This is a genomic window from Methanosarcina sp. A14 (assembly GCF_001729375.1).
GTDB lineage: Archaea > Halobacteriota > Methanosarcinia > Methanosarcinales > Methanosarcinaceae > Methanosarcina > Methanosarcina barkeri.
In genome coordinates this window covers 1-18,320 of sequence record NZ_LZPK01000012.1, presented here as the reverse complement: position 1 = coordinate 18,320, position 18,320 = coordinate 1, and the positions used below count along the sequence as shown (strand labels likewise).

Annotated in this window: 14 protein-coding genes; 5 read left to right on the top strand and 9 right to left on the bottom strand. The window is 39.0% G+C overall.

Annotated elements, in window-relative coordinates:
- Positions 1 to 157: 157 nt before the first annotated feature.
- Together A9239_RS00785 and pta are read right to left on the bottom strand one after the other, a co-directional pair.
- Positions 158 to 1,384: an acetate kinase gene (locus tag A9239_RS00785; protein WP_048121078.1), complete on the bottom strand. Its 1,227-nt coding sequence runs from the start codon at positions 1,382 to 1,384 to the stop codon at positions 158 to 160.
- Positions 1,385 to 1,505: 121 nt separating this feature from the next.
- Positions 1,506 to 2,507, bottom strand: a complete 1,002-nt coding sequence (gene pta / locus A9239_RS00780; RefSeq protein ID WP_048121082.1) for a phosphate acetyltransferase — start codon at positions 2,505 to 2,507, stop codon at positions 1,506 to 1,508.
- Between the two features lie 251 nt (positions 2,508 to 2,758).
- Here pta and A9239_RS00775 point away from each other — a divergent pair, with 251 nt between their 5' ends.
- The 3 genes from A9239_RS00775 (at position 2,759) to A9239_RS00765 (ending at position 9,116) form a co-directional block, all read left to right on the top strand.
- Positions 2,759 to 3,331: a flavodoxin family protein gene (locus A9239_RS00775; protein ID WP_048155978.1), complete on the top strand. Its 573-nt coding sequence runs from the start codon at positions 2,759 to 2,761 to the stop codon at positions 3,329 to 3,331.
- Positions 3,332 to 3,593: 262 nt separating this feature from the next.
- Positions 3,594 to 5,375: a chloride channel protein gene (locus tag A9239_RS00770; protein ID WP_048157092.1), complete on the top strand. Its 1,782-nt coding sequence runs from the start codon at positions 3,594 to 3,596 to the stop codon at positions 5,373 to 5,375.
- Positions 5,376 to 5,510: 135 nt separating this feature from the next.
- Positions 5,511 to 9,116, top strand: coding sequence for a HEAT repeat domain-containing protein (locus A9239_RS00765; protein ID WP_230668883.1), 3,606 nt, complete (start codon positions 5,511 to 5,513; stop codon positions 9,114 to 9,116).
- Between the two features lie 349 nt (positions 9,117 to 9,465).
- Here the strand turns inward: A9239_RS00765 and A9239_RS00760 are convergent, their stop codons facing one another.
- Both A9239_RS00760 and A9239_RS00755 read right to left on the bottom strand, forming a co-directional pair.
- Positions 9,466 to 10,071, bottom strand: a complete 606-nt coding sequence (locus tag A9239_RS00760; protein WP_048155981.1) for a hypothetical protein — start codon at positions 10,069 to 10,071, stop codon at positions 9,466 to 9,468.
- Positions 10,068 to 10,319 carry a hypothetical protein gene (locus tag A9239_RS00755; RefSeq protein ID WP_048155982.1) on the bottom strand — a complete coding sequence of 84 codons (252 nt, stop codon included), beginning with the start codon at positions 10,317 to 10,319 and terminating at the stop codon, positions 10,068 to 10,070. Before A9239_RS00755 ends, A9239_RS00760 begins: the two co-directional genes overlap by 4 nt.
- Positions 10,320 to 11,418: 1,099 nt before the next feature.
- Here A9239_RS00755 and A9239_RS00750 point away from each other — a divergent pair.
- Complete coding sequence (locus A9239_RS00750) at positions 11,419 to 12,483, top strand: hypothetical protein (protein WP_141706320.1); 1,065 nt, start codon at positions 11,419 to 11,421, stop codon at positions 12,481 to 12,483.
- A gap of 211 nt (positions 12,484 to 12,694) precedes the next feature.
- On the opposite strand, the gene A9239_RS00745 is transcribed toward A9239_RS00750, so the two are convergent.
- Together A9239_RS00745 and A9239_RS00740 are read right to left on the bottom strand one after the other, a co-directional pair.
- The gene (locus A9239_RS00745) at positions 12,695 to 13,063 is read right to left on the bottom strand and encodes a cupin domain-containing protein (protein ID WP_048155988.1); all 369 of its coding nucleotides are present in this window, start codon (positions 13,061 to 13,063) and stop codon (positions 12,695 to 12,697) included.
- Between the two features lie 1,330 nt (positions 13,064 to 14,393).
- Positions 14,394 to 14,669, bottom strand: coding sequence for a hypothetical protein (locus A9239_RS00740; protein WP_048155991.1), 276 nt, complete (start codon positions 14,667 to 14,669; stop codon positions 14,394 to 14,396).
- 183 nt (positions 14,670 to 14,852) lie between these two features.
- Between A9239_RS00740 and A9239_RS00735 the strand changes: the two genes are divergently transcribed.
- Positions 14,853 to 15,209 (top strand): hypothetical protein, encoded by a 357-nt coding sequence (locus tag A9239_RS00735; RefSeq protein WP_048155993.1) that lies wholly within the window; start codon positions 14,853 to 14,855, stop codon positions 15,207 to 15,209.
- A gap of 180 nt (positions 15,210 to 15,389) precedes the next feature.
- Here the strand turns inward: A9239_RS00735 and A9239_RS00730 are convergent, their stop codons facing one another.
- From A9239_RS00730 to A9239_RS00720, 3 genes are all read right to left on the bottom strand, one after another.
- Entirely contained in the window at positions 15,390 to 16,046 is a 657-nt protein-coding gene (locus tag A9239_RS00730) for a hypothetical protein (protein ID WP_230668885.1), read from the bottom strand.
- Between the two features lie 424 nt (positions 16,047 to 16,470).
- Positions 16,471 to 17,403 carry an ATP-binding protein gene (locus A9239_RS00725; protein WP_048155996.1) on the bottom strand — a complete coding sequence of 311 codons (933 nt, stop codon included), beginning with the start codon at positions 17,401 to 17,403 and terminating at the stop codon, positions 16,471 to 16,473.
- The gene (locus tag A9239_RS00720) at positions 17,400 to 18,257 is read right to left on the bottom strand and encodes an ATP-binding protein (protein WP_048121094.1); all 858 of its coding nucleotides are present in this window, start codon (positions 18,255 to 18,257) and stop codon (positions 17,400 to 17,402) included. The genes A9239_RS00725 and A9239_RS00720 overlap by 4 nt, the downstream gene beginning before the upstream one ends.
- Positions 18,258 to 18,320: the final 63 nt, after the last annotated feature.

The window sequence follows — 18,320 nt, the reverse complement described above, 5'->3', positions numbered from 1 at the left end:
AACAGCAAAACTCGTAACAGTAAAACTCGTAACAGCAAAACTCATAATAGTAAAGCAGGTTTCAGCAAAACTCATAACAGCAAAAATGCAGTTTAAGCTTTTACGAGCATACTAAAAGTTAAAAATAGAAAAGGTAAAGGAGACTTCTCCTTTACAATCAAACAGGTACCGAGCTACGTAGTTTAGCTTCGGTCTCAACAATTTCCTTTGTTTCCCTTGCAATGGCAAGTTCTTCATTGGTTGGAATGACAAAAACCCTTACACTTGAATCAGGGGTACTGATGTCAATTTCCTGGCCTCTGATCTTGTTCTTTTCCTCATCGATTTTTATGCCGAGGCCGTCAAGACCAGCAAGGATTCTCTTTCTGATGCTTGCGCTGTTTTCTCCGATACCTGCGGTAAAGACAATCGCATCTGCACCATTGAGCACAGCTAGATACTCACCAATAACCCTCTTAACACTATATGCGAAGATCTCAAGGGCAAGCTCAGCTCTCTCGTTTCCGTGAGAGGCCGCCTCGTCAAGGTCTCTGAAGTCGTTGCTTATCCCGGAAACTCCAAGTACGCCTGACTTCTTATTCATGAGAGTATCAATCTCTCTACTTGACAGTCCTTCTTTATCCATAATGAATGGAACGACTGCCGGGTCAATGGAACCACATCTGGTACCCATTGCAACCCCTTCAAGCGGGGTAAAGCCCATGCTGGTATCAATAGATTTTCCACCTTTCACTGCTGCAATACTTGAACCATTTCCAAGGTGACAGGTGATAATCTTGGTATCTTCTATAGGCTTTCCAAGCATAAGAGCGGCTCTTCCAGCGACATACTTGTGGGAAGTCCCGTGGAACCCGTATTTTCGGACTCCATACTTTTCGTAGAGGTCATATGGCAAAGCATACATGTAGGCATACGCAGGCATGGTTTGATGGAATGCAGTATCAAAAACAATAACCATGGGCGTTCCAGGCATGATCTCTGCACAGGCTGTGATTCCCATCATGTTTGGAGGGTTGTGGAGAGGAGCCAGATCGAAGCAATCTCTAATAGCTTCCTCGACACCTGCATCAAACAAAGCAGATGTTGTGAACTTCTCGCCACCGTGCACAACCCTGTGTCCGACCGCGTTGATTTCACCCATATCTGTGATGACACCAAATTCCGGGTCGGTAAGAGCCTTGACAACTTCTTCAAGGGCTACTCTGTGGGTTGGCAGGTCAACCTGCTTTTCCAGCTTCTTGCCATCAAACCTCTTCTGAGTAATGATCGAGTTATCGATTCCCACCCTTTCGCAAAGACCGACTGCAAGAGGGGACTCATTGATCATATCAATCAACTGATATTTCAGGGATGAGCTTCCTGCGTTTATTACCAATACCTTCATATTTAAACCCCAATTCATAGATTGCTTTTAATTTCCGTTTTATATATACAATAAGGTATTTTATATATGAAAGTCAATAAAAAGCTTTCTAAAATGTTTGTAAATATAGAAACGTTTGAGATTATTTGTCCTGTGCCGCGGCCTGAACGCATGTAATTGCAATAGCACCGACAATGTCTTCGTCGCTGCAGCCTCTGGACAGGTCATTAATTGGCTTGGCAAGTCCCTGAGTAATAGGGCCATAAGCTTCGGCCTTGGCGAGCCTCTGGGCAATCTTGTATGCTATGTTTCCAGCGTTAAGGTCAGGGAAAATAAAGACATTAGCCTTACCTGCAACAGGGCTTCCTGGAGCCTTTGAAGCTGCAACTTTTGGAACAATTGCTGCATCTACCTGGAGTTCACCATCAATTGGAATATCTGGAGCGAGTTCCTGTGCAAGCTTTGTGGAAGCAATTGTTGCCTCGGTCAGTTTGCTGTGTGCGCTTCCCTTGGTGGAATAAGAAAGCATTGCAACATATGGATCATCCTGAACCAGTAGTTCAAATGTTTTTGCAGAAATGACAGCAATGTTTGCAACGTCTTCCACACTGGGCATTTCGACCATACCCGAGTCAGCAAAGAGGAATGTCCCGTCTGACCCATATTCACAGTCCGGTACGGCAATGATGAAAAAAGCAGATGCGAGAGCTGCACCAGGGGCAGTTTTAACAATCTGGACAGCAGGTCTAAGTGTATCAGAGGAAGAGTGAACAGCACCTGAAACTACACCGTCTACTTCATCGAGTTTAGCCGCCATAACGGCGAAGTAAACGTAATCCTTCATAACTTCGGCTGCACTTTCGAGTGTAATACCCTTATGCTTTCTCAGCTCGTAGAAAGCTTGAATGTATTCATCCTTTTTCTCGTAAGTCTCAGGATTTACAATTTTTGCTTTTGAGAGGTCAAGATCTCCTGCGAGCTCCTTAATCTTTGCTTCATCACCAATAAGAACGATATTTGCAACACCTCTTTCGATAGCCTTGGCAGCTGCCTGAAGAGTTCTTATATCGTCAGTTTCAGGTAAAGCAATTGTTTTGTTAAGTTTCTTTGCTCTTTCACTGATCTTTTCTAAAAATGTTACCAATCAACCAACCTCCTATATAATTAGAGTAGTCTAAGTTAGCTGGGTCTTAATATATAAACATACGTAAAATGAATAGAGATATATATAAAAATAATAAATATATAATTAAGACCGCCAACAAAAACTTATATACGAACTTTTTTCCTTGAATTACATAACGATCTGTGATATTTGTGGCAGATGGTATACTTAAAACAATTATTACTGATTATACGTGATAAATAATATAAAAGAATTTCGGAATGATCTAAATGAAGATACTGGGAATTTCAGGCAGTCCACGAAAGGGAAAGAATTGTGAAAAAATGATTTTAACTGCTCTCGAAATAGCAAAAGAAAGAGGTTTTGAAACCGATACCGTTTTTATTTCAAACATGGAGATTGCACCCTGTAAAGTATGCGGAGCTTGTGTGGAGAATGACTCATGTGTAATTGAAGACGATATGGAAGAAGTTTATGAAAAAATGAGATCAGCAGACGGCATAATTGTTGCATCGCCGGTATATATGGGGAATTATCCTGCCCAACTTAAAGCTCTTTTTGATAGAAGTGTCCTGCTTCGCCGCAATAACCTTGCACTTAAAAACAAAGTTGGAGCCGCTCTCTCAGTTGGAGGCTCAAGAAACGGAGGTCAGGAAAAAACCATTCAATCAATCCATGACTGGATGCATATTCACGGTATGATTGTAGTTGGCGATAATTCTCATTTCGGCGGAATAGCCTGGAACCCGGTAGAAGAAGACTCCATCGGTATGCAGACCGTTTCCGAAACTGCAAAAAAACTCTATGAGGTTCTGGAACTTATTCAGAATAACAAAAGATAAGAATCAAATGAAAAGCTGTAAATAGAGAAGGATGAAGATAACGAAGATAAAGAAGGATGAAGATAGCAAAAAAATCGAGGAAAAGAATCTTCGATTTTTGCAGGCTGTACTCTGGGCATACATTGTATAATATAATATTATGATACATTTAAATAAATGCTTGAAATCCTTCGAGTGAAAAATATTCAGGTAGAATAACCTGAAACTTACCTTTTTGTTCAAGAAAAAGGAAGAGATAAAAGGATTTAAGAGGTACGAGTTTTTGGAAGTTAGTCCAGAGCACATATCGGCATTTCACAATGTAAAAAAACATCCCAAGATCACCGAGTATATTACCCGGTTTGATACCGAAACTACCAAGGTCAATTCAATTGCTATTATAATCGGGCTCCTTACAGGGTTCGTGATAGGAGTTTATGACCAGACTCTCCAGTACAGCAATACTTTTCTGGGTATGCAGCAAGGGTCCCCGTTACACGAGTTCCCAAACTATTATGTGTTATTCGTGCCAGCCCTTGGAGGGTTGCTGGTAGGAATAATCTCCCATTTTCTGATGAAAAAGAAGTACGGCGTTGACGGACTTATAGAAACCGTAACCCTCCGTGGAGCAAGGCTTAATCTCAAGGATGTTTTTCTGGAGATTTTTACTTCAATAATCACAATCAGTTCAGGAGGTGCGCTGGGAAAGGAAGCACCTGGAATCCTTGCAGGAGCCGGGACTGGGGCTTTTCTCGGGAAAATCCTGAAGAGCCCTGAAAGGCAGCTTCAGATACTTCTAGGTTGCGGAGCTGCTGGCGGAATTGCGGCTGCATTTAATGCCCCTCTTGCGGGAGTCGTCTTTGTAGTAGAAGTGATTTACGGGGAACTTGAAACCAGGACCTTTATTCCGATAGTTATCTCCTCGGTCTTTGCAACCCTTGTCTCAAGCACACTTTTCGGGGTTAAACCTATAGAAATCCCTTCCTACGAAATGGTAAGTCCCTACAAAGAACTCGGGCTCTACCTTGTGCTCGGGCTTCTTGCAGGGTTTATCTCTACACTACTTATCAGGACGCTTTACCACACAAAAGATATTTTTTCGGAAATTCCTCTCCATCCTGTATTCAAACCTGCCCTGGGAGGGCTCGCAGTAGGTGCAATAGGCCTTTTTTACCCCAGAGTTCTCGGAATGGGATATGATGTAATAACAGACGCACTCAACAACCAGCTTACTTTCAAGCTCCTGCTAATCCTGCTCTTTTTAAAGATCCTCGCTTTTTCCCTGAGTCTAGGCTCTGGAGGCTCAGGAGGAACGATTGTTCCTTCCCTTTTTACAGGTGCAATGCTGGGAGGAGCTTTCTGGACAATCGCAAACTTGTTTTTCCCGGGGATTGTAGCCGAGCAAGGGGCATATGCTATGGTTGGGATGGGTGCGGTCTTTGCCGGAACTGCCAGGGCCCCCCTTACAGCCATCCTGATCCTATTTGAGATTACAAGGGATTATAATATGATTCTTCCTCTCATGTTTGCCTGCGTCCTCAGCAATGTGATGTCAAATGCCCTTTATCCGGAGTCCATTTTCACGGAGGGCCTACGCAGGAGAGGGTTTAAAATCCGAAAAGGCAGAGAAGTGGACATTATGAGCTCCATGCTTGTAAAAGATGCCATGATCACGTATGTCCAGACAGTTTCTGAGGAGAAGAGTGTTGAGACACTGACGGCCCTAATGCAGGTAAGCCGCCACGTAGGCTTTCCAGTCCTTGATTCCAAAGGCAAACTTTCAGGTATAGTAACCCTTTCAGACCTACGGAGCAAAGTAAAGTCAGGAGACGTTGACAAAAAAGTGAAGGATATAGCCACCCGGCGTCTGGAAGTTGCCTACCCTGATGAAACCCTTGACGCGGTCCTCAAACGCTTCGCTTCAAAACAAATAGGCAGGCTTCCAGTTGTGGACAGAGAGGACAAGACCAAACTCCTAGGTCTTATTACCCGAAGCGACATCGTAAATGCATATAACAAGAAAGTCGTGGAAAAAGTTCGGGTACACACCGAAGATACATACTGAAGATGCGTATTGAAGATACACTGAAGATGTGTATTGAAGATACATACTGAAGATGCGTATTGAAGATACACTGAAGATGTGTATTGAAGATATATACTCAAGATGCGTATTGAAGATATATACTCAAGATGCGTATTGAAGATATATACTGAAAGCAGTAAACCTAAAAAAGGTCCCCTGACAAAAGGAATAGAATCTGGAAAGGAAACACCATTTATAGATTGTGGGGGACACATGCCTGAGTCCATAACTGAAAGCAGCTCAAAAGGGAACCTGGGAACATACCTGAAAAACGTAATACTGGAAGATAGGGATAAAGTCTGTAACTACGTAGAATTATCTGCCAGAGAAATACTACCAATCACGCGCAGGCTTTTCGAAGAAAAGGTTTCCCTTGCCTACGACTTCAAGATATCACAAATTGTGGAAAAAGAAAGGCACCTGATAATTTACGGGGAAGCAGGTTCGGGAAAGACAAGCACCCTTAAGTGGCTGAGTAATGTCTATGCTAGGGAACGCCTACTGAAAAAAGAGGGATCTGTTCCAATATATATAGCACTTGATTCCTATGTTAAAGGCTCTTTTTATAATTATTTAAAAATACAGGTAACAAAAAAAGGTATTTCTGAGACGGATTTTAAGAAACTGCTAGAAGGAGAAGGAAAATTACTGCTGTTACTGGACGGGCTTGACCTGCTTATGCCTTCAGAGAATTTCTCTCCTTTTGATGAGATCTCCGACTTTATTTCCGAGTATGAAGCCTGTAGATATGTTATTGCCTCAAGACCCGAACCTTCTGATAGCTTAAAAAGCACATTTGCACTTTCCGAACTTGAAAAATTGACCGATGAAAATATCAGGCTGTTCATAGAAAAGAACGTCACAAATAAAAGACAGGCAAAGCTTTTAAAGGTCAGGAGCCTGGGTGAGACTCAGTCACAGTCGATTCTTCAGAATCCTCTGATGCTTTATCTCTGGCTCAAACTTTCAACTGCGCATATGGGGACAAGAGAAAAAACGGAAGACATCCAGCACTTTACTCTTTTTGACTCTATTCCCTCCAACAGGGCAGAAATCTATCAGGCACTCATTTTGGAACTTTTTAAAGATTACAGGATAAGAGAGGAGTTTTTTAGATCCCAGACCCAGCTGCCTCTAAGAGTAAGCTTTGAGAATACAAATTTGGAGAGAGAACCTGATGGAAAAACAGATTCTCAAGAACCCAGTGCCGAAAGAACAGGCTTTCAGGGGCTAAATACTGGGAAAGTAGATTATCAGGAGCCGAATACCGAAAGAACAGATATTGAAAATGTCCTTATGAACCTGGCCTTCAAACTCCAGTGCAGGAATAAGATTTCATGTAAGTATAGCTATGCCCTTGAAGTGGCAGAAGCATATATGGAATCCAGCAGGTCTGGAAGGATTGCAGAGTGCAGAAAATCTGGAAGGATTACAGAATGCAGAAAATCTGGAAAGATTATAGAGCACAGCAAGTCTGGTAGAGTAAGGGCAGGGAAACTCCTTCAGACCTGCTTAGAGCTCGGACTCCTGATAAGAAAGAGGTCCGAAGTAAGGTTCGGAATAGATCGAACTTTTCAGGAATATTTTGCGGCTTTAAAGCTGAAAACTTACTTTGAAAACGGGATGGACATTTCAAAATCATTAAGGAATCCGAGATGGGAGAATGTGATAATGCTCACCTCGGATTTGCTCGAATCAGAAGAAGAACTTGTAAATTCAATGAGCTCAAGCGGAAACTTATATCTGGCTTCAAAGTGCGCTGTGAGAGCCAGCCCGGAAACAAAAGAAAAACTATGTGCTTTGCTTGCCAGGAAACTTGACAGCAGGTATACTATAGAAAAAGTAAAGGCTGTTCAGAGCCTTGGAAGGCTAGGAACCTGTGGGATCAGGGCCAATACTGGAGCACTTAAGGATAAAGATATCAGGGTAAAAAGAGAAACTGCGAAAGTGCTTGGGGAAACCAGGTCCGAGATGGCACTTATTCCGCTTGAGACTGCAGTTGGGGATGCAGATTATTCTGTGCGGATAGAAGCCGTAAAGTCTCTTGGCTTAATAGGGTCCGAAAGAGCAATAGAACTGCTCAGGGACACATTTAAAGATCATAATCGGGCTGTCCGGCTGGAAGCTGCAAATGCGCTAATGCAGATTGGATCTGAAAAAGCGCTGGAAGTCCTTATTTCCGCACTTGGGGCTAAAGACGATTTTGTCCGGATTGGAGCTGTAGGAGCTCTTGGAAGGATAAACTCCAGACAAGCAGCAGAAGCTCTAATAAAAGCATTTCAGGAAGAAGACAAACTTGTCCGGCTGGGAGCTGCCGAAGCCCTGGGCCGGATGGGATCGGAAAGGGCTGTTGAACCGTTTGTAGATGCCCTTGAAGATAATGATGAATTTGTGCGCTGGATCGCTACAAAAGCGCTTGGAGAAATCAAATCAGACAAAACTTCCGGCACATTCGTCAATATGCTTGGGGATAAAAGCCGTTTCGTCCGAAGAGAAGCTGCAAAAGCCCTCGGGGGAGTAGGGTCCGAAGAAACACTTGACCCCCTTGTTTTTGCACTCTCGGATGAGGACGAGTTTGTAAGAAAGACAGCCGTAGAATCCCTTGGAGAAATAAAGTCTGAGAAAGCTGCTAAAACCCTGATAAATAAACTCCAGGACAACAGCCATTTAGTCCGACTGGAAGCCGCAAAGGCTCTGGGAATGATGAAAGTCAGAAAAGCCATTGCTCCGCTGCTTTTTGCCCTCGGAGATGAAAACCGCTTTGTCAGGAAGGAAGCTGCAAATGCACTAGGACAACTGGAGTGCGAAAAAGTCCTTGACCCCCTTATCAGGATTTTTAAGTCTCAGGACCCTTTCACAAGACAGGGAGCAGTAAGAGCCCTTGGCCAGATAAATCCCTATGGGATTCCTGATTGCATATCAAACCAAATATTTGATTTCATTGATAACGCCCTGAAAGACGAAGATAAACTTGTGCGAAAAGAAACAGCAAAAGCCCTGCAAAGCCTATCTGAAAGCAGGAGCGAAAGAGCGTTTGAATCCCTGATCAGTGCCCTTGATAACGAGGACGATGAAGTCAGGAGGCTTGCAGCCGGGTCCCTGAACCTTTTTGATTGTGAAAAAGCTATCCCTCCGCTGGTCAGTGCCCTCAAGTCCAGAGACGCAACCGTGCGCCGGTTTGCTGCCTACACCCTCGGCCAGATCAAATCAAAAGAAGTCCTCCAGCCCTTGATAGATGTTCTGGTTTTTGATACTGATGGCTTTGTAAAAGAAGAAGCTGCAAAAGCCCTTGGAAAAATAAAATCCAGCCAAGCTATAGAACCTCTTATTGATGCACTGATGGACCAGAAAAATAAAGGAAGATCAGGAGCAGCCGAAGCTCTCGGCCAGATTAAAGCCGAAAACGCAATTGATCACCTTATTGCCGCCCTTACGGATACGGATGATTTTACGCGGTTGGCTGCTGCAAAAGCCCTCGGCAGGATAAAACCTGAAAAGGCCGTCGGACCCCTTATCAACAGCCTTTATGATTGTAACCGCTTCGTAAAAGCCGAAGTAGCCGGAACCCTCAAAAAGATATGTACTGAAGAGGACAGGCCACGTTTGCAGGCTTTACTTGACTCGGAAGACGATTTTACGGCAAATCTCGCTTTTGAGATCCTGGAAAGCATTGAAATGGAGGAAATCTTAAAAACTGAGCTGTTTTTAGATTGGGAATGAATCAGAAAGGCGTAGCAAAGCTGAATGAAGAAAATAAAGAATTTATTTGAACTAGAAAAACGGAAATAAGGAAGTAACAACGGAAAAAAGAAAAAGCAGAAAAAAAATCAAATTGGCGGGGAAAATCTTACTAAATATAACCTGTTGTAACAATATACAAAATTTCATTCATTAGTTTCCGTAACTCTTTACGAGGTTTTTCTGTATGTGATTTCTATGAAGGAAAGGTGATGGTGATGCTCCATGATTTCAATAGAACATCATCGATTTTATGTATCTGTATATATATGCAGATATATATTGCTAAATTTATAATATATAGCGTATATCTATTTTGAGATCGGCTTTTTCATTTTGACTTACTAAATCTACATCTAACTAACTCTTCCCAGCTTCTCCTTGCTCCCAAGCCTAAGTCGACTATTTTAGCTTTAATTTCTTCTGAAGGATTACCTACCAAATTTTTCATACGATGCTCTCCATCGAATGGAGAATAAAAATACTTGTAATCCTCTGCAAGGACTTCTTTGTCACAATGATACCAGTCTTTTGAATAATCTGGAGCAAAATTATCCAGATCTAGTCCTCTCATCCGGTAATAATCTAGTGGCATCCTTTCTTTCCATATATCCTGCTCAAAGTTTTCGATCATATAGCCCAAGGTCCAATGATGCCCAAACTCATGTGCTAACGTTTTCTTCATATCTTCTAGAGTCTTCAGATATGTGGCATTGAGAATTATCACTGCTTTTACATTTCTCTTGTCAAGCCCAACTTCGTCCCATTGAGCAGTCCAATAGCCCTTGTAGCCCGTATCTCCATCCGCCCTTATCTTGACGTATTCAAGCCACGGTGTTTCTACTTGAGTGCAAAGACACTCATCAACAACGAAATTCTTCAGTTCGTGGAACTCCTCTGTTGAAAGTGCACCCGCCTCGTCTACGAGATTGATCATTCAAAATCCTCCTCCCTGGCCGGGCCTGTTGACATAATCACACGTTTGCCCTTTACTTTAGTCTTCTCACTTTTTTCTTCCATTCTCATCCAGACATCTCGAGTGACGCCTGTTACTTTTACTTCTCCCATGGGAGGTTTTGGCATCTCTTTTTGCTCCAGGAGTTTCTCGATATCTGAGACATCTTTTCCGGCTGCTTTTGCATCCTTTTTTATTTTCTCTAGTTCTTCCCTAGTTATTGGTTCCATACCACCAACTCCAATCTTTATATTTTTCTTTTAATTAAAATTCTAGTGTTTTTATACTCACGTTTAGTAGCAATTTGCTATCTTGTCAAAATATTAATATAATGTGATTAAATAATAAAATAATTATATAAAAAGATTAAAGAAAATAAATTCAGAATAATAGGCTCTTTGTTATTTTGAGTGGGTATTTAATAACAACTCCTAATGCGGAAATCGTCTACTGATGCATGATTGGTGTTTTCAGGATAAAATGTCCAACCCGGCTTTTGATTGAGTTTTAATGCTTTTGCAATATTATGGCTCTCAAAACGCCAAAATAACCGGTAAAGAATGATGGCAGACGTTATTTCTATCACGTTGGAATAATAACAACTGAATACAAATGGGTGCTCAAAGGATTAACGAAGAGTATAAAACAATTTCATTTGAACCAGAGAAATAAAAATAAGTACAAAATTAACCCGTGAAACCATATTCGCCATATTTGGTCGTCTTTGTCACGCTCGACGCAGGAGAGCGGCGTTTCCAAAGTAGAGAAATGAATAAAAAAACTATGTATCCCAAATTTAACAGAAGCGTATATTGTATAATGTCTGAACGGGCTTCATGCTTCTGCTTTCTTCATACTATTCAAAGTTTTATCCCGCATCTTATGATTTTTTGACATTTTTTATTTTACCAAAATGTACTGTGTCGATACAACGTGTTTTGTGTAATAAAATACTGTATTGATAGCAGAATCTGTCAAATTAGGGATGTATAGAAGATGAAAATAATAAAAATAACTTTTAAGCACAAAAACGCTAATGATTTTTTTCAAAATAAACCAGTCACTCATATTCAGTTTTTTAAACAGACATTTTTTTTCTGTTCACCCCAGTTGGACTGATTATATTAATTCAAATTTTGATTTTTTACAAATCACTTGTAGATTAAAAAGGCTTATGCCAATTGCAGGTTCATTTCAATTTAATTCAAAAATTCTGCTTGAGAATTTCGTATAGATGTAGTCGAAAATATCATGTAAAAACATAAGCCTTTTTTGTGGTATAAGATATATATTCTAAAAAATAACAATATGTTATATATGATAAACTTTGTGGACTTATCCATACTTATAATACTACTAATTTCTACAACAACTTCAGTTTTTATATTTAAGGCTATACAATACAAAAAATCGTTTTTCCAAATAAATGAAGAACTTTCTAATTCAAAAGTAACAGAAACTTCCAAAATTAAAATGTTGGAGAATCTTCACGATGATTTAGGAAATAAAAATGACGAACAAATTATAATAAATAATTTTTATTTTAAAAATAAAAATGTGTGGTACTGGTATAATATTTTGTTAATAGTAGCCATACCAGCATTAATATACATAGCTGTAAAGTATGTATCGAAAGATATACAAGTTTATATAGTATTTTTCTCGTTAAGTATAATTATATCAGTCTTGTTGATCGGTTATTATTTTGCACGCAAATTATTAGGGAAAGTGTCTATAAAATTAAGGAATATAGTGCAAATAATATTTTCTATAACTATAGAAAATATATATATAACTTTCACCACATTGACAATATTTCTGATACTATTAAACTTGTATCTTTTAGTTTTAACAACCCTAGTAGATAAAAATATAACATTCCAATTATTCAATACGCTGAGTTCTTCCATTAATTCATATCAAATATTAGAATCAACTAGTGATATACAGCTTTCACTTTCTACTCTATTCTTTTCTCTCGCAATAGGAGGTACAGTTATTTTTTCGACAACTCATTATTATTTAAACCAAAGACGTGAAATAGAAAATGAGCTGTCAACGCAAGTTAACAGATACTTAGAATGGCACAAAGAAAACGAATCATTACTATATTTAAACATAGCTGATTCTTTAAAAGGAGATAAAATAAACAAATTTTATGATGCACTAATAGAACTTCGATCTAGTTTGAATGTTTACAATATTAAAGAACGTAAAATCCCTACTCAAAGATATGAGAGATTTATCGGTTTAATTATTATCTCTTACTTTGGAGGTATTTTTGCGATTATTGTTCCTAGTGACTTAATGAACTTTACATTCTTGCTCTTTTGTGGAATAACTTGTGTATACATATGGCTTACATATTTAATTTTTAGGGATACAAGAGCTTAAATTGACAAAAATAGTAGAAGCAGAATTATTTAGAAAAAATTAGATAAAAAACATGAGTTTCATACATTGACTATAGATTTAGTGCCCGTAACGAAATCACCTATGCAACTTAGAATTTATTGTAACTTTGACTGGCTATCTTGATAGTGAAAATCAAAACATTCAATTGGAAATCTGCATAGTTTATTCCGGGACGGGACCTTAGATTTCATTATTGTTCCACCAATTCCGTATCCTCATGAGAATAACTCGGCGCACAGCAGCAGAGAATTTTCAGCAGCGTATTTCCTGTGTTTTGAATTCTGTGCGGAGTACCGGGTGAAATGCAAACAGTATCTCCTTTTTTGACCTCGAATTCTTCAGATCCAAGAATCATTATCCCACTGCCTTCGGTAATGTGATATATTTCTTCGGTAAGGTGGTGTTTGTGAAGAAGAGTTTTTCCGCCAGCTGGCACGGTAGCTTCGGCAAGGCTCTGGTTTGAGTTTCCGTGGACAGAAGGATGCATGAGTTCGCGGATAATTGAACTGTCTTTTGTGATGTAAGGTTCTATTTCTTCGTATCTGGTAAAGATCTGCATTGTGAATTACTGGAAACCGCAATTATAATTATCTTTTCGTTCACAAAAAAACTAGAAAAATTAAACAAAAGACTGACTTTATATGGACACAGCACTAATAAGAAACCGAAATTAGATTTAAATTATTATATTGTAAGAACAAAAATAAGAGATCTTGGAAGATCTCTGAATTATCGTTTCTCATGCAGTTTATAATGACATGATAGCATTACTAAGGCAAGTTCTAAACAAGTCTCAAGAAATGAGAGCATGTTAATATCGGAAAGTGTCAGGTTTTGGACACTTATATTTATAAGTAAGTTTATAATCATGTTTGCCTTTATTTAATGATTATTTCACATAAGTCGTCCAAACCTCATGAAGTGTTATCTGTACACTTGTACCTAAAAACTACCATTTGTCACCTAATATACGCCTTTAAGATGCCATTTAGATGCCTTTGTAGCAATCTTTAAGTAGTATTGTAGTACAATATGAAATGTATACGTTGTATACGACGTAATCATTGTATACATAAACATAATGTGTACACAATAGACTTCATTTAATTTGTGCGTTGAGAGACCTTGTTTGAATCTTGTGGAAGGGGATCAACAAGGTTTCTGGCTAGCTTTTCGTTTAAGTTACTTTTTGGATTTTTATTATTTTATATTATAAAATATCATAACTGTATTTAACTGTTTTTATAAATATAAAAAAGTCACCTGGGACTGTTCATAAAATGTTAGTTTGAGAAGGAAAAATAGTTGCCTTGTACTTAAAATATTTGAAGAAAAAGTACAATTTTGAGATAAATGCCATGAATTTATAATTTTTCAATAAGTTAGGCACAAGGATCTTGATTTTTATATTTTTATTTTGGGCGACAAATTGGATTTTAGAAAATCTTAAAAGTCCATAGAAAGTAAAACATTACTATTTAATGAATTTTAAAGATAACATTGAAATCATTCTCTTAGTTAGTGCAATATTGGTGATAGTGCAACCTTACTATTAACTCACAGACTCTATGATTTATAAATATCTCATTATGTGAATAATATCAGTACGCAGTTCGGATAGTAAAAAGTCCTGCATGCCTTTCACGCACACCATAAAAAGCAGCACTTTATCTTTAAGAAGGAGTTCTGAATCGTGTCTGGCAGGAAAAGATCCCAAAAACCAGCTCAAACTGCTCATAATTATGAGAAGTAAAATCGTTTATGACAAATGAGTGTGGTTCTTCGTTGTTTTGTGTTGATATTCTCATAATGTCCTCATAAAAACCAATGGGTCTTGAATTGAAAATAGTATTATCCATAGAGAATGATTAAGGGTATAAAGTATCATTCTAGATCAATAAGGAATAAGTTAGGCCCTGAAAATTGATCATTGGAGATTTTCCAACCGACGTTTCTTCCCATAACTTGTCAAGAGCTTTGTTATATCCGGGATCTTCGGTCAGGTGGTGTTTGTGAAGAAGGGTTTTTCCGCCGGCTGGTACGGTAGCTTCGGCAAGGCTCTGGTTTGAATTGCCGTGGACTGAAGGATGCATAAGTTCGCGGATAATTGAACCGTCTTTTGTGATGTAAGGTTCTATTTCTTCGTATCTGGTAAAGGGCTGCATTGTAAATTACTGGAAACCGCAATTATAACTATTTTTTCATTCAAGAGACTTTGCACCTAAACTCTCTTATCTGGAACTTTTCTTGAAAAAACCACCCCAGGCTCAAATTATTATATATGTTGTACATTATTAATTAATATTAAGAGAAAATTTGATGAATAATGATACTCGGAGCATAAAAATATGAAAACAAATAAAAAACCAGATGCCAATAGCGAAAAGATAAAAACAAATAAAAAACCAGATGTCAATAGCGAAAAAATGAAAACAAATAAAAAACCAGAGATCAATAGCGAAAATACGAAAACAAATAAAAAACCAGAGATCAATAGCGAAAAGATGAGTAAGGATGCGTTCACATACATTACATGGGTTATTTTAATTATAAGTCCATTATACGCGCTTTATTTTTTATATTCATTAGCTACAGGAGGTTCGATTATTTATAGCACAGTACCTTCAATAATCTTCTTCGTGGCTGGAGTAATTACATTATTTGATATCCTTGCAGTTCAGCAAATAATGAATGTGAAAAATTGAGTTTCTTATCGGATATCATGGATAATAGATTTTCATTTTAATTTTACTATTTTTGAACTCTTGGAATCTGAAAAACTATACTAATTATACTAATTACACTTGACCTAAAGTCCTCAATCTGCACCTGAAGTAGAGAGAAAATAGAGCTTTAGATGCAGAGCTCATTTAAGAGAGTAGATTTCAAAGAGGAGGTGTGGATTCATCTTCCTGCAAAAGTTCGGAAAAGAGCAAGGAACAGCCCGGGATCTGTTCAATGTTTACCATAATCATATTGATGTAGAAGGGTCCTCCGCGTTTAATATCTATAGGAGAAGGGTCTACGAATTCCCAGATATCAACAGGGTGTTTGAGATAAAAGGTCTCAAGCTCCGGGCTGTTCAAATGCATTCTGGATGGAAAACCTATAGCGTGGACTGTAGAGTTTAAAAAGGATTCAGCGCCCGCGTCCAGAAGAAATACGAAAAAGAAGTATTCTCCACGTGGCAGGTCAAGCATGAACTTGACATCAGTGCGAAGTTTGGAGAGTAATAAGTCCTGCGTGCCTTTCCTGCACACCATAAGAAGCAATACTTTATCTTTAAGAAGGAGTTCCTGAACCGTGTCTGGCAGGAAAAGGTCCCCAAAAACCAGCTCAAACTGCTCATAACTCGTAGCTGCAAAATCATTTCTGATAAATAAAATGCCATCCTCGCTCAACAAGGAATAACCCAGATTGCCCTGAGAATCGACTATCGGAGATTTGCCTGCAGAGATTTCTTTCCAGAACTCGTCAAGAGCTTTGTCATCTATCCGGGATAACAGGTGTACACAGGTTCCAACAGCAATATCTTTCAGCACTAAACCCCCTTGTAATTAGAAATCGACTTCGATTAAAGAAGTACAGGTAAAAACCTGTGGTTATCAAAACTAAAGTTTGAGATTATTAGCCTTAAGATAATATAAATAGAATAGTATATAAAATGTATAGTTTATAAAAAAGAATATTGAGGTTCTAAAGTAAAAGTAGTAAAAAAAGGATTAGAGAGAGTTCAACTAAAAAAGTAAAAATCAATTGAAAAAGTAAATACCATGTTGAAAAAGTAAAGATCAATTGAAAAAGTAAAGATCAATTGAAAAAGTAAATACCATGTTGAAAAGTAAAGATCTGTTGAAAAAGTAAAAAATGTGTACTTTTATTTGACAAGCATCTTCCATAAAATAGACAGGATTTGCCACAATTATTAAAGATTGTAATAATTAGAATTATAAAAAATTACAAAAATTACAAATTCTTCATTTTGAGGGTTTTAATTCCTTTCTGTTTATCCTGAATGCCCATCAGTATATTTTCTACTCGGGCCCAGATTTGGCAGACCTGATCCGCAAACTCATTTTCGTTTAAACAAGCGCTGCTTTTAGCATACTCTATTAAGGTTTGTTCCTGAAGCATTGCCTTCGTTACAATGTCATTATAAGGAAGCCTGCCTATTACCGGAATTTCCTGTTCGGCACAGAAATTTTCAATCATCTGGGTATTTTCTTCATTTATATCATACTTGTTTATGCAGATAACAGTGGGGATCATGAAGTGTGCAGTAAGCTCAAGAACTCTTTTAAGATCATGAATTCCGGAAACGGTTGGCTCACTTACCACCAGAACCAGGTCCGTACCTGTAATAGCTGCAATTGTGGAACAGCCTGTTCCAGGAGGCCCGTCAATTATAATTAAATCTTTATGATATTGTTCTGCAAGCTTTTTCGCATTGGTCCGAACAGTGCTTACAAGTTTTCCACTCGTCTCTTCTCCGATGCCAAGCCGTGCATGAGCCATAGGCCCAAAACGGGTTTCGGAAGAAAAAGACTGGCCTGAAACCCTTTTTTCCATGGAAACTGCTCCGTTGGGACAAACAATGGTGCAGGCAGCACATCCCTCGCATTCATAAGGGTCAACTTCAAAACTTTCATTTACCGCCTCATACCTGCAAAATTCTCTGCATTTTCCGCATTTTATACAGAGTTCCGGGTCAATTCTGGCAACCTCAAGGCTGTAATAGTCTTCTTTTTCCAGAATATCGGGTTTCAAGATCAGATGCATATCAGCTGCATCCACATCGCAATCGGCAATGACAGCATTTTTTGCAAGCGAAGTAAAAGCTGCCGTAAGGGTTGTCTTTCCAGTCCCACCTTTTCCGCTGATTACAGTAAGCTGCTTCATGTTCTCGCTTCCTCTACACCTGCAAGCTGGAGTTTTATTGCTTCAAACATACCAAGAAACTGTTCTTTCCATCCCGGCATTTCTTGAACAAAGGGAATGCCGCGAGAATAGAGTTCTGCAATTCTGAGATCGTTTGGGATCTTGAGAAGGACCGGAATTCCTTCGGCTTTACAGTATTCTTCAACCCTTGAGTCTCCTAACCCCCAGCGGTTAATGACAATTCCAAAGGGAATTTTAAGCGCTCTTACAACACCTACGGCAAGCTTGAGGTCATGGAAACCAAAAGGTGTTGATTCAGTCACAAGCACACAATAATCCACATCACCAATAGAAGCAATAACAGGGCAGGAAGTTCCGGGCGGGGCATCTAGAATTGCAGTTTTCCGGTCATCGATATGTTTCTTGAGCGCTTTGATAACAGCCGATGTCATCGTTTCCCCTATATTTAAAAGCCCCCTGTAAAACTCAGGTGAACTTCTTCCTTTTGCTTTTTCAATTAATCCAAGGGACCTCTGAGATTCCTGGATTGCTTTTTCCGGGCAAAGGACAGCACATCCCCCACATCCGTGGCAGAGAGAAGGGAAAAACAAAACTCTGGTAGAAATGGCTGCCAGGGCGTTATAACGGCAAAAGTCCGAACACTGCCTGCAAATATTGCACTTTTCCTGATCGATTACAGGCACCGGACAAATTACATCTTCTACTTTTTCAAGGTCAAAGCCAAGGAAAAGATTACAGTTAGGTTCTTCTACATCGCAGTCAAAAAGCTGTACATCTGAAAGAGAAAGAGCAAGATTTAAAGAAACCGTGGTTTTCCCGGTCCCCCCTTTTCCACTTGCAATTGCAATTTTCATATCCGATCTCCATGTTATTTCGCAGGAACTGTGATTTTACATATTATTTTTCAGGAGCTGTGA

Excerpts from the sequence above, each read along its gene's own strand:
- A9239_RS00785 (WP_048121078.1), bottom strand. The coding sequence starts at position 1,384 with ATGAAGGTATTGGTAATAAACGCAGGAAGCTCATCCCTGAAATATCAG.
- A9239_RS00760 (WP_048155981.1), bottom strand. The coding sequence starts at position 10,071 with ATGATCAATCTCGTAGACGAGGCGGGTGCACTTTCAACAGAGGAGTTC.
- A9239_RS00755 (WP_048155982.1), bottom strand. The coding sequence starts at position 10,319 with ATGGAACCAATAACTAGGGAAGAACTAGAGAAAATAAAAAAGGATGCA.
- A9239_RS00725 (WP_048155996.1), bottom strand. The coding sequence starts at position 17,403 with ATGAAGCAGCTTACTGTAATCAGCGGAAAAGGTGGGACTGGAAAGACA.
- A9239_RS00775 (WP_048155978.1), top strand. The coding sequence starts at position 2,759 with ATGAAGATACTGGGAATTTCAGGCAGTCCACGAAAGGGAAAGAATTGT.
- A9239_RS00720 (WP_048121094.1), bottom strand. The coding sequence starts at position 18,257 with ATGAAAATTGCAATTGCAAGTGGAAAAGGGGGGACCGGGAAAACCACG.
- A9239_RS00735 (WP_048155993.1), top strand. The coding sequence starts at position 14,853 with ATGAAAACAAATAAAAAACCAGATGCCAATAGCGAAAAGATAAAAACA.
- A9239_RS00740 (WP_048155991.1), bottom strand. The coding sequence starts at position 14,669 with ATGCAGCCCTTTACCAGATACGAAGAAATAGAACCTTACATCACAAAA.
- A9239_RS00745 (WP_048155988.1), bottom strand. The coding sequence starts at position 13,063 with ATGCAGATCTTTACCAGATACGAAGAAATAGAACCTTACATCACAAAA.